Consider the following 11604-nt stretch of genomic DNA (forward strand, 5'->3'; position numbering starts at 1 on the left):
ATACCTTCTTTCAAAAGAAACCATTTTATTTAAACTTTCTCTTTCTAGCAGCTTCTGATTTTTTCTTTTTCTTAACGCTTGGCTTTTCATAATGTTCTCTCTTTCTTACTTCTGAAAGAACCCCAGCTCTAGCACACTTCTTTTTAAATCTTCTTAAAGCACTTTCAAGTGTCTCGTTTTCTCCAACTTTAATTTCTGACATTTACTATCCCTCCCTCCGCTAGCTTAAATTAATTAACTCAGCTATGGGCTTTATAACACACGGTATATTATACAATATTACAATGATTAATGTCAACAACTTAGAATAAAATGTCTGACTAATTATATTGTAAATTTTAACCTGGTGGCCATTGCAAGTTTCTACCAGCTAAAATGTGAAAATGCATATGATTTACCGTTTGGCCACCATCTTCTCCACAATTGTTCACTATTCTATATCCACTTTCAGCAATACCAAGCTCTACTACTAGTTTATTAATTACTTTAAAGATGTGTGAAACTACATTAATATTTTTTTCATTTAATTCATTTGCACTTTTTATATGTTCTTTAGGAATAATTAAAAAATGAACTGGTGCTTCTGGATTTATATCATAAAATGCATATACAAGCTCATCTTCGTATAACTTTTTGCTTGGAATATCACCTTTTATAATTTTACAAAATATACAATCTACCATAAATTCACCTCCTAAAAAATATTATCAAAATGTTCCGTTCTAATACAATATTGATATATGCATAATCAAAACTCTTATCATAATTCTAAAATTCCAATCACAATGTCACTTCATCTATTGCATATATAAATATATATTTAAAACATAGCCTATTAGAAATTATAATTTTGTATATAATTATATTTTCTTATTTTTACACATTTATTATACCAAATCTTTACTTTATTTTCCCAATAATATAATTATCTTCGTAATCTTCTATATTGCAATTCATAATTTTGCCTATCATCTTTTCATTTGCATCAGAAATCTCAGCTTTTACATAGTTTTTTGTATATCCTTCAAACATTCCTGCTTTATGCGGACATTCTCTTTCTATTAAAACACCCATATCTCTGCCAACTAGTTTCTTAATAAATTCTATTTCATTTTCTTTATTTAACTCTGATAATATTTTACTTCTTTTATCTTTAATAGTTCCATCTATTTGATTTGGCATTTCTGCTGCTTTAGTTCCCTTTCTAGGACTATATTTAAATAAATGAACTTTAGTTAATTTTAAATTCTTTAAATATTCATATGTCTCATTAAACTCTTCTTCAGTTTCACCAGGGAAACCTACTATTAAATCAGTTGTAATTGATACATCTTCAATATTCTCTCTTAGTGTTTGAACTGTTTTAGCATATTCTTCTGCAGTATATCTTCTATTCATTCTCTTTAAAGTATCATTAGAACCACTTTGAAGTGATAAATGAAAATGAGGACATAATTTTTTCATGTTTTTTATTTTATTTATTACTTCATCAGTAAAAAATGCTGGTTCTATAGAACCAATTCTAACTCTATCTATTCCGTCTATCTTTTCTATGTCTTCCAGTAAGCTTATTAGCGTAATGTCTGAGCCTAGATCCACTCCATAAGAAGCTGTATGTATACCAGATAAGATAACTTCCTTAAATCCATGCTCTGCTAATTTCTTTACTTCTTCAATAACTTTTTGTGGATTTTTAGAACAAGTAGCACCTCTTGCATATGGAATCAAACAAAATGTACAAAATCTATTACATCCATCTTGTATTTTTAAAAATGCTCTAGTTTTATCTTGATATTCTTCTATATTAAGTTCTTCGAATTCTTTATTTCTAAGAACTTCATTGACACTTACTTGTATTGCTTTTTCATCTCTAGCTTTATTAACAAAATATACTATATCACCTTTATTTCTTGTTCCTAAAACAACATCTACACCTTCAATTTTAGAAACTTCTTCTGGAGCTATTTGAGAATAACATCCAACCACTGCAATTATAGCATCACTATTAGTTCTTCTAGCCTTGCTTATTATTTGTCTTGATTTTTTATCCCCCATGTTTGTAACTGTACATGTATTTATAACATAAACATCAGCAAAATCATCAAAGTCAGTAACACTATAACCTTCTCTTATAAACTTTTCTGTCATCGCTTCAGTTTCATATTGATTAACTCTACATCCTAATGTGGCAAATGCAACTTTCATTAAACATTTCCTCCTAAATCTGCTAATTCATATTGTATTAAAGAAGTAGCTACAAATCCTGCTGTTTCTGTACGTAAAATTCTATTGCCTAGAGTTATTATATAGGCACCTTTGTGTTTTAAAGTTTCAATTTCACTTTCTTCAAATCCACCTTCTGGTCCTATTACAACTCCTATATTTTTTATAGAATTTAAATCTACATTTTTATCACTTAGTTCTTTTACAAGACTTTTGAAACCAAAATTTTCTGCGTTTTCATAAGGGACTAAAATTAGATCTAATCTTTGTAGTTCATTTAAAGCTTCGTCAAACTCAACAACTTCTCTTACATTTGGTATAATACTTCTTTTTGATTGCTTAGCTGCCTCTAACGCAATTCTATTTAGTCTTTCAAGCTTTTTAAATTCGCCCTTTAATTTAACATCTACTCTATCTGTTATTATCGGCACAAATTCTTTTATACCAAGTTCCGTTCCTTTTTGAACTATCAAATCCATCTTTTGTCCTTTAGGTAATCCTTGAAATAAAGTTATATTTACTCTACTTTCATTATTAGTACTTAATTCTTCTAATATATTTACTATTACTTCTTGTTTTCCAACAGATTCAATTTCTCCTAAGTATTCTTTACCTTCACAGTTATTTAAAACTACTTTTTCACCCTGATTTAAACGTAAAACCTTATATATATGTTTTACATCATCACCAAGTATTTTTCCCTCTTTTTCTGTGATATTGCATGCTGAAGTAAAAAACTTATGCATAAAAATCTCCTTCATTAAATAAATTCAAAATTATTTTTAGCTTCATTACTTTGCTCTATTTTAATTAATGTTAAAAAACATTATTTTAATTTAGCAACTATACAATTCCATTCTCCATCTTTGTTTACTTCCATAACCTCAAATCCACACTCATCAAGCTTTGAAGTAACCATGTCTACTCTTTCATGTATTATTCCTGAAGTAATAAATAATCCACCTTTATTTAGAGCTTTACTAACATCATCTGTTAATATACAAATAATTTCTGCTATTATATTTGCAACTACTATATCAGCTTTACCATCAATTACATCAAGAAGATTTCCTTCTAATATTTCAATATTATCTAAATCATTTAATCCTACATTTTCTTTAGCAGATTCAACTGCTACTGGATCTAAATCAACTCCTAAAGCTAATTTTGCTCCAAGCTTTGCTGCAGCTATGGCTAAAATACCAGAACCACAACCAACATCAAAAACAGTTGAATCTTTTTTCACATACTTTTCTAATGCTTTAACACACATTCTTGTAGTTTCATGTGTTCCTGTACCAAATGCCATTCCTGGATCTAATTCAATGACTAACTCTTCATCTTTAGGTGCATATTCTTCCCACATAGGTTTTACAACTATTCTGTCTGTAATATTTGATGGTTTATAGTACTTCTTCCAGTTGTTTGCCCAATCTTCTTCTTTTATCTTGTCACATTCAACTATACCTTTTCCTATATCTATTCCCATGTCTTGAATTTCTTTAATTTTTTCCTTTGTAATTGAAACTATTTCTTCTAAATTATCGTCTCCAGAGAAATAAGCTTTAACTACTGCAAATTCACCTTTATGCTCTAATACGTTTATGTCTGCAAAATCCCAAGTTAATGGTCCTTGATCTCTTGTTAATAAATCGTTTGGGTCTTCTACGGCAACCCCTTGGCTGTTTAATCCATAAAATATTCCTGATACAGGTTCTATTGCTTCGCAACTTGTTATTACTCTAACTTCTATCCATACTCCGTTCATATTAAATCACTCCTACACTTATTTTAATTTTTTAGTCTTCTTTTATTGCTATTAAAAATTTAGTTTTTATTCCTTGTTCCGTAAACATTCTTTCATGTTCAGTTTCAACATTTCCTTCAAAACCACTAGTATGTAAATCATAAGTTATATATTCAATTCTAAACTTACCTTCTTTAAAATATTCAAGAGATTCTTCAAATAATTCATCATCATCTGTCTTAAACCAAATCTCTCCATTTTCTTTTAAAAAGTTTCTATATTGAGTTAACTGTCTTGTATGAGTTAGTCTTCTCTTCTTATGTTTCTTTTTAGGCCAAGGATTGCAAAAATTAATATAAATTCTACTTATGTTGTCATTTTCATCTAACATTTCATTAATAAGACCAATCTCTTGAGCCATCAATTTAATATTATTTAATTCTTTATTTTTCTCGTTATATGCTTTTTCTATATTTCTTTTAGCTAGACCTAGCACTTCGTCTTTTATATCAATTGCAATATAATTAATATTTTCATTATCAGAACCATGTACAGCTACAAACACACCTTTACCGCATCCAAGTTCTAAGTAAATAGGATTTTCATTGTTAAATGATTCCTTCCACTTACCTTTGTTTTCTTTAGGATTTACAATAAAAAAATTACAACTTTCAAGTTCTGGTCTTGCCCATGGCTTTTTTCTCATTCTCATTGTTAATTCACTCCATCTTTTATCTAATGCCTTATAAGTTTAATATCAAACCAATAAGACCTATGTATTTCCTTAATAAAAAAAGAATTCTTTTGCTTATTTTAGCATTAAAATTCACTTTATCATTCATAATAATTATACATATATCGAAATATATTGCAATTATATAAAATTTGAAACACTTCTATTTAATTGGTTTTATAAAATATAAAAAGCTATTTATTTCCCAAAAAAATCAAGAAATAAATAGCTAATCTATACTTATTTTTTAAATTTATTTACTAATGCTTCAAATTCTTCTTCATGATCCTTTAGATAATCATGAAAATTAACATTATCTTTTTCCAATAATAATGCTAATTCATAAAGAAATTCTGGAATATCTTCTGTTAAAATGTCTCCATATATTTTACCAAGTCTTGCATTGCCTTCTTCAAAAGATCCATTTATATGAAGTTCAAATACGTCTTTAGTTTCATCATTTACTCTCTTCTTCTTTCCTGTAAATCCAATCAAAGCAACTTCATGAATACCACATGAATTTCCACAGCCGGATATATGAACTCTAGGTAATACATCTTTTCTATAATTTTTCTCTTTAAAATATTTTAGTATATTATCTAATATACCCTGGCTATTTAATATGCCTATTTGACATGTAGGTACTCCTATACAAGATATACTTTGTTCTAATGTAGTTTCTCCACCTAAATCTTTTGTAGCTTCTAAAAGCCTTTTAGCTTCTTCTCCATTTAAATTTCTAATATACATGCCTTCTGTCATAGTAAGTCTTATTTCTACATCTTTAGTATTTTCAATTTCGTCAATAATTAATTTTAAATCTTTAAGATATAATTGACCTCCTATTGGATGAAAGTATACACTATACAATCCCTTTTGCTTTTGCTCATACAATCTATTATGTTCTAAATCAATTTCTATACCTTCTTTGTTGCACTCTGATACATGTAAATGCAAAGTCAAATCTTCTTTGTCCCTTAATTCTTTCAAGTGTTTTTTATAGCAATTTAAAAATTCTTCTGGTCCCATTTTATCTAATATATATCTTATACGTGCTTTGTTTTTATTCTCATAGTCACCTTCTTCCATAAATAGATTTGTCATAGCTTCAACATGATATAAGACGTCACTAGGATCTATAAGTTCATCACACACAATTCCTAACTTTGAATTTTTTCCTAACCCTCCGCCTATGTATACCTTAAAATACTTTTTACCATTTTCTACAACTGCTAAAAACCCTAAATCTGTAACAGTAGAATGTCCACAATCCATATTACTGCTTGAAAATGAAACTTTAATTTTTCTAGGAAGATTATATGTATTTATTTTTCTTAAAAAATGATTATTTACTGCTAATGCATAAGGTGTAACATCAAAAGCTTCATACCTATCTACACCTGCTAGTGGAGACATTGCAACATTTCTTGGATAATTTCCACCTGCTCCTCTAGTATATATATTATGTTCTAATCCTTCTTTCATTATTTCACATGCATCATCTATAGATATATCATGAAATTGAACAGCTTGCCTTGTAGTTAAATGTATCTTTTCTAAATTATACTTTTTAGCCATATCATATATAAATTTTAATTCATCTACATGTGTTATTCCTGATGGTATTCTAAGACGCATCATAAATTTTTCACCACCACGATGAGCATATGTTCCCATGCCACCAGATATTTTCTTAAAATCCATTGCCGACATTTTACCTTCACAAAAATCATGACCTATTTTTCTGAAATCTTCTATTTCATCTAACAAAATTTTTTTCAACCTATCCATTAAAACCTACCTACCTTTGCTTTAAGATTAACAATAAACAAACATTTATAAATTCCTCTACTCACTAGCTTTATATTACAATATAACCCATCTTTAAAATATCCCTAAAATTAAAATGGTGCTTATATTACAGTATTATCTTTATATATATTTCACTTTATTATGCAAAAAAATCGTTTCAAATTATATTAAAATTTGAAACGATTTTTTATTTAAAAATTATTTTTTTCTTCCGAAAAATGTTTTCTTAGAATTATGAGTATTTTCATTCATTTCTTCACCGCAAGCTTCCATAAACGTATATAACGCTTCTTTTTGCTTTTGATTTAATCCTTTTGGTATATCAACAATAACTCTTACATATTGATCACCTTTTCCAGTAGAATTAACTCTAGCAACACCTTTTCCTTTTAATCTAAATAGTGTTCCTGATTGTGTTCCTTCAGGAATAGTATATTTCACATTTCCTTCTACTGTTTTAACTGTAATCTCTGTACCAAGAGCTGCTTTAGCCATTGATATGTGAGTATCTATATAAATATCATTTCCTTTTCTTGTGAATTCCTTTGATTGAGCTACATTTATTCTAATGTATAAATCTCCAGGACTTCCCCCTCTTAAGCCATGTTCACCTTGTCCTCTAAGAGGCATAACATTTCCAGTATCAACTCCCGCAGGAATATTTACGTTTATCTTTCTTGTCTTTCTAACATTTCCATTTCCTCTACAATGTGTACAAGGTTTTTCAATTATATTTCCTGTACCACTACATCTATCACAAGTTGATGTTGATACAAAACTTCCAAGTGGAGTTTGTCTTTGTACTCTTACTTGACCTGAGCCGCCACAAGTTGGACAAGTCTTCTTAGAAGTTCCAGGTTCAGCACCTGAACCATTACAGTGTTCACAACTTTCGCTTCTATTAACTGTAATTTCCTTTTCAACTCCAAAAACAGCTTCTTCAAAAGTTAATGTTAATGTATATTCAATGTCATTTCCTCTAACTGGTCCATTTCTTCTACGTGTACTTGAACCGCCAGTAAACATATCAAAAATATCTCCAAAGCCGCCCATATCAAAGCCACCAAAGCCGCCTGATCCAAATCCACCGCCATTAAAATCAGCTGTTCCAAACTGATCATAATTAGATTTTTTTTCAGGATCAGAAAGCACTTGGTACGCTTCATTTATCTCTTTAAATTTTTCTTCTGCTTCTGCATTTCCCTTATTCTTATCGGGATGATACTTAATAGCTAATTTTCTAAAAGCCTTTTTTATTTCATCATCACTTGCACCTTTTTGAAGTCCAAGAACTTCATAATAATCTTTGTTTGCCATTTATTAATGTTCACCACCTAGTTTTGTTTTCTACCTTAAAGAGGGAAGACGAGCATTGCCTTCCCTCTGAATTATTATATTAGATAACTAGAATATAGTAAAATTATTTATCATCATCTACTTTAAAATCAGCATCTACAACATTGTCATCATGTGGTGCTTGCTCTGCTCCACCTGCTGCATTTGGATCAAATCCACCAGCTTGAGATGGATCTCCACCTGCTGCTGCATAAACTTTAGAAGATACAGCATAGAATTCTTGAGTTAATTCTTCTGTAGCTTTCTTTATAGCTTCTAAATCTTCTCCATCTTTTATAGCTTTAAGAGCTTCTAATTTTTCAGTAACTTTAGCTTTGTCTTCTGCTGATACTTTATCTCCAAGTTCAGTTAAGGCTTTTTCTGTTTGATAGATTAATTGATCTGCATTATTTAAAGTTTCTACCTTTTCTTTTCTCTTCTTATCTTCTTCTGCAAATTTTTCTGCTTCTTTTACAGCTTTATCTATTTCTTCATCATTTAAGTTAGTAGATGCAGTAATAGTTATATTAGCTTCTTTTCCTGTTCCTTTATCTAATGCTGATACTTTAACAATACCATTAGCATCAATATCAAAAGTAACTTCAATTTGAGGAATTCCTCTTGGTGCTGGAGCTATTCCTGATAAAGTAAATCTTCCTAATGATTTATTATCCATAGCCATTTGTCTTTCACCTTGAACTACATTTATTTCAACTGATGTTTGACTATCTGCTGCAGTTGAGAATATTTGACTCTTTTTAGTTGGAATAGTTGTATTTCTTTCAATTAATGGAGTTGCTATTCCACCAGCTGTTTCTATTCCTAAAGTTAATGGTGTAACATCTAATAATAATACATCTTTAACTTCTCCTGTTAATACTCCTGCTTGAACTGCAGCTCCTACTGCTACACATTCATCCGGATTAACTCCCTTTGATGGATCTTTTCCTGTAAAGTTTTTAACTGCTTCTACAACAGCAGGTATTCTTGTTGATCCACCAACTAAGATTATTTTTTCAATTTCATCTATAGAAATTGCAGCATCACTTAATGCTTTTTTCATAGGTTCAATACTTCTTTGAACTAAGTCATTAGTAATTTCATTGAATTTAGCTCTTGTTAAGTTTAGGTCTATATGTTTTGGACCTGTTGCATCAGCTGTTATAAATGGTAAATTGATATTTGTTTGCATTGATGAAGATAATTCAATCTTTGCTTTTTCTGCTGCTTCTTTTAATCTTTGAAGAGCCATTTTATCTTGTCTTAAATCAATTCCATTTTCTGCCTTAAATGTTTCTGCTATATAATCCATAACTTTTTGGTCGAAGTCATCTCCACCAAGTTTTGTATCACCATTAGTAGATAATACTTCAAATACTCCATCTCCTAATTCTAAGATAGATACATCAAAAGTACCACCACCTAAATCATAAACTAATATTTTATGATTTGAATCCATTTTATCTAATCCATAAGCTAAAGCTGCTGCTGTTGGTTCATTGATTATTCTTAATACTTCTAAACCAGCAATTTTACCTGCATCTTTTGTTGCTTGTCTTTCACTATCATTAAAGTAAGCTGGTACTGTAATAACCGCTTGAGTTACACTTTCACCTAAATAGCTTTCAGCATCAGCTTTTATTTTTTGAAGTACCATAGCTGAAATTTCTTGTGGTGAATAGTTCTTACCATCTATATCAACTTTATAAGAAGTTCCCATATGTCTCTTTATTGAGATAATAGTTTTGTCTGGATTTGTTATCGCTTGTCTTTTAGCTACTTGACCTACTAGTCTTTCTCCGCCAGCTTGGAAAGATACTACTGATGGAGTAGTTCTTGCTCCTTCTGAATTTGTTATAACAACAGGTTCTCCACCTTCCATAACTGCAACACATGAATTAGTTGTACCTAAGTCAATTCCTATTATTTTTCCCATAATATATTCCTCCTAAATTTGGTTTAATTTATTTGTATATTTTATTTAAATATTAGCCTCTTTTCATAGGCTAGTTAATTAGTTAGCTACTTTAACAACTGTATATCTAATTACTTTATCTTCTTTTTTATATCCTTTTAAGAAAACTTCTGCAATTTGATTTTTTCCCATATTCTCATCTTCTATATGCATTACTGCTTGATGAAGATTTGGATCAAAATCTGCTGATGCATCTATTTCTTCAACTCCTAGTTTTTCAAAAGAACCTTGGCAAGATTTTATTGTCATCTCTACACCTTTTTTTAGGTCTTCAAGACTTCCTTCTGCAGCAACTGCTCTTTCAAGATTATCTAAAACAGGAACTAATTCTTTTAATACATCTACACATGCATCTGAGTATATTCCTTGTTTTTCTTTAGTTGTTCTTTTTCTGTAGTTGTCATATTCAGCAGTAATTCTTAATACTCTATCATTTAAAGATTCCATTTCCTGCTTTAATTTTTCATTTTCTTCTTTATACTTTTTCATCATGCTAAGTTCATCCTCTTCTTCATTTAAAGATTCTTCAGAAGCTTCATCATTTAGATTTTCCTTATCATTATTTTCAATGTTATCTTCTTTTTTTTCATTTTCTTCGATAACATCTTCAATTATCTCTTCTACTTCTTCATTTTTTAAAGTTTCACCATTATATTCCATTTCTGAAATTACACCTCTTCTCTTATTGATTATAAAAATTATTTATTCTGATTATTTAACATATTGTTTAATTCTTTTACAATTTCAGCCATTATTGCTATTACTTTAGAATAATCTATTCTTCTAGGACCTATTAATCCAATGGTTCCAATGGGTCTATTTCCAAAAGAATATTCTGCAGCTATTATGCTACATTCTTTAGCTTGTGGCTTATAATTTTCTTCACCTATTCTAATAGTTATATCTTCATTTGTTTTAAGTAAATCTCTTAATGACTCTTTATCATTAAGAAGAGATAACATTTCCTTAGCTTTTTCAATATCGTTGTATTCTGGATAGTTAAATATATTAGTAGTGCCCTCCATAATTAAATCAGGTGAATCTGCTGCATTTTTTAGAGTTTCATATAATGGAGTTAACAAAGCATTAAATAATTCATCGTATCCTTGTAAATCTTCTTTTAATTGATTGATAACTTGTAAATTTATTTGTTCTATACAAAGATTTACCAGTCTCCTATTAATAACTGCATTTATCTTATTCAATTCCTCAATTGTCGGCGTTGAATTAACTCTTATTATATGATTTTTCATTACTCCAGCATCTGTTATTATTACTGATACTAATGTAGTACTATCTACTTTCATCAACTGAAGTGATTTAATAAAACTTTTATTTACTGATGGAGTTTGAACTACACAAGTTAAATTAGTAAGTTCTGATAATAAAGAACTTGTTTGTCTAACTATTTTATCTACTTCTAACATAGCCGTATCTATAATATATTGCTTTATTCTCAAATTTTCTTCAGGTGTTAGCAATTGATTTTCCATCAAATTATCAACATATAATCTATATCCCTTACTAGATGGAACTCTTCCTGACGAAGCATGAGGTTGTTCTAAATAACCCATATCTTCAAGATCTGCCATCTCATTTCTAATGGTTGCAGACCCTACCCCTAAGTTATACTTTTTAGCAATAGTTCTAGAGCCAACTGGATCTCCAGTATGAATATAATCATTGATAATAGCTTGAAGTATTTTTATTTTTCTATCATCAATAGTCATAATCTCACCTCTTTTGTTAGCACTCACTATGTTCGAGTGCTAATGACTA

At 29.5% G+C, this 11604-nt stretch carries 11 protein-coding genes; all 11 read right to left on the bottom strand.

Translation table 11 applies throughout. The annotated features are described in order from the left end of the window. Positions 1-25: 25 nt before the first annotated feature. The gene (rpsU, locus tag NG901_RS04700) at positions 26-202 is read right to left on the bottom strand and encodes a 30S ribosomal protein S21 (RefSeq protein WP_003371500.1); all 177 of its coding nucleotides are present in this window, start codon (positions 200-202) and stop codon (positions 26-28) included. Positions 203-338: 136 nt separating this feature from the next. Continuing rightward, the gene (locus NG901_RS04705; RefSeq protein WP_252212593.1) at positions 339-683 is read right to left on the bottom strand and encodes a histidine triad nucleotide-binding protein; all 345 of its coding nucleotides are present in this window, start codon (positions 681-683) and stop codon (positions 339-341) included. A 217-nt stretch (positions 684-900) separates the two neighbouring features. Continuing rightward, on the bottom strand, positions 901-2205 hold the full coding sequence (gene mtaB, locus NG901_RS04710; RefSeq protein WP_252212594.1) for a tRNA (N(6)-L-threonylcarbamoyladenosine(37)-C(2))-methylthiotransferase MtaB: 1305 nt from the start codon (positions 2203-2205) through the stop codon (positions 901-903). Continuing rightward, the gene (locus NG901_RS04715) at positions 2205-2969 is read right to left on the bottom strand and encodes an RsmE family RNA methyltransferase (RefSeq protein WP_252212595.1); all 765 of its coding nucleotides are present in this window, start codon (positions 2967-2969) and stop codon (positions 2205-2207) included. Before NG901_RS04715 ends, mtaB begins: the two co-directional genes overlap by 1 nt. Positions 2970-3049: 80 nt before the next feature. Further along, a complete protein-coding gene (gene prmA / locus NG901_RS04720) occupies positions 3050-3991 on the bottom strand; it encodes a 50S ribosomal protein L11 methyltransferase (protein ID WP_252212596.1) in 942 nt (313 codons plus the stop codon). A 31-nt stretch (positions 3992-4022) separates the two neighbouring features. Further along, positions 4023-4682 carry a tRNA (guanosine(46)-N7)-methyltransferase TrmB gene (gene trmB / locus NG901_RS04725; RefSeq protein WP_252212597.1) on the bottom strand — a complete coding sequence of 220 codons (660 nt, stop codon included), beginning with the start codon at positions 4680-4682 and terminating at the stop codon, positions 4023-4025. A 261-nt stretch (positions 4683-4943) separates the two neighbouring features. After that, a complete protein-coding gene (locus NG901_RS04730) occupies positions 4944-6494 on the bottom strand; it encodes a nitrite/sulfite reductase (protein WP_252212599.1) in 1551 nt (516 codons plus the stop codon). Between the two features lie 219 nt (positions 6495-6713). Continuing rightward, complete coding sequence (gene dnaJ, locus NG901_RS04735) at positions 6714-7832, bottom strand: molecular chaperone DnaJ (protein ID WP_252212600.1); 1119 nt, start codon at positions 7830-7832, stop codon at positions 6714-6716. 103 nt (positions 7833-7935) lie between these two features. After that, positions 7936-9786, bottom strand: coding sequence for a molecular chaperone DnaK (gene dnaK, locus NG901_RS04740; RefSeq protein ID WP_252212601.1), 1851 nt, complete (start codon positions 9784-9786; stop codon positions 7936-7938). Between the two features lie 78 nt (positions 9787-9864). After that, complete coding sequence (grpE, locus tag NG901_RS04745) at positions 9865-10485, bottom strand: nucleotide exchange factor GrpE (RefSeq protein ID WP_252212602.1); 621 nt, start codon at positions 10483-10485, stop codon at positions 9865-9867. 38 nt (positions 10486-10523) lie between these two features. Continuing rightward, positions 10524-11555, bottom strand: coding sequence for a heat-inducible transcriptional repressor HrcA (hrcA, locus tag NG901_RS04750; protein ID WP_252212603.1), 1032 nt, complete (start codon positions 11553-11555; stop codon positions 10524-10526). Positions 11556-11604: the final 49 nt, after the last annotated feature.

It is taken from the genome of Clostridium sp. CMCC3677 (assembly GCF_023845585.1).
GTDB classification, from domain to species: Bacteria; Bacillota; Clostridia; order Clostridiales; family Clostridiaceae; genus Clostridium; species Clostridium aquiflavi.

What these genes read in the sequence shown, in the direction of transcription:
- rpsU (WP_003371500.1), bottom strand. Translation starts at nt 202, where the DNA reads ATGTCAGAAATTAAAGTTGGAGAAAACGAGACACTTGAAAGTGCTTTA.
- NG901_RS04705 (WP_252212593.1), bottom strand. Translation starts at nt 683, where the DNA reads ATGGTAGATTGTATATTTTGTAAAATTATAAAAGGTGATATTCCAAGC.
- mtaB (WP_252212594.1), bottom strand. Translation starts at nt 2,205, where the DNA reads ATGAAAGTTGCATTTGCCACATTAGGATGTAGAGTTAATCAATATGAA.
- NG901_RS04715 (WP_252212595.1), bottom strand. Translation starts at nt 2,969, where the DNA reads ATGCATAAGTTTTTTACTTCAGCATGCAATATCACAGAAAAAGAGGGA.
- prmA (WP_252212596.1), bottom strand. Translation starts at nt 3,991, where the DNA reads ATGAACGGAGTATGGATAGAAGTTAGAGTAATAACAAGTTGCGAAGCA.
- trmB (WP_252212597.1), bottom strand. Translation starts at nt 4,682, where the DNA reads ATGAGAATGAGAAAAAAGCCATGGGCAAGACCAGAACTTGAAAGTTGT.
- NG901_RS04730 (WP_252212599.1), bottom strand. Translation starts at nt 6,494, where the DNA reads ATGGATAGGTTGAAAAAAATTTTGTTAGATGAAATAGAAGATTTCAGA.
- dnaJ (WP_252212600.1), bottom strand. Translation starts at nt 7,832, where the DNA reads ATGGCAAACAAAGATTATTATGAAGTTCTTGGACTTCAAAAAGGTGCA.
- dnaK (WP_252212601.1), bottom strand. Translation starts at nt 9,786, where the DNA reads ATGGGAAAAATAATAGGAATTGACTTAGGTACAACTAATTCATGTGTT.
- grpE (WP_252212602.1), bottom strand. Translation starts at nt 10,485, where the DNA reads ATGGAATATAATGGTGAAACTTTAAAAAATGAAGAAGTAGAAGAGATA.
- hrcA (WP_252212603.1), bottom strand. Translation starts at nt 11,555, where the DNA reads ATGACTATTGATGATAGAAAAATAAAAATACTTCAAGCTATTATCAAT.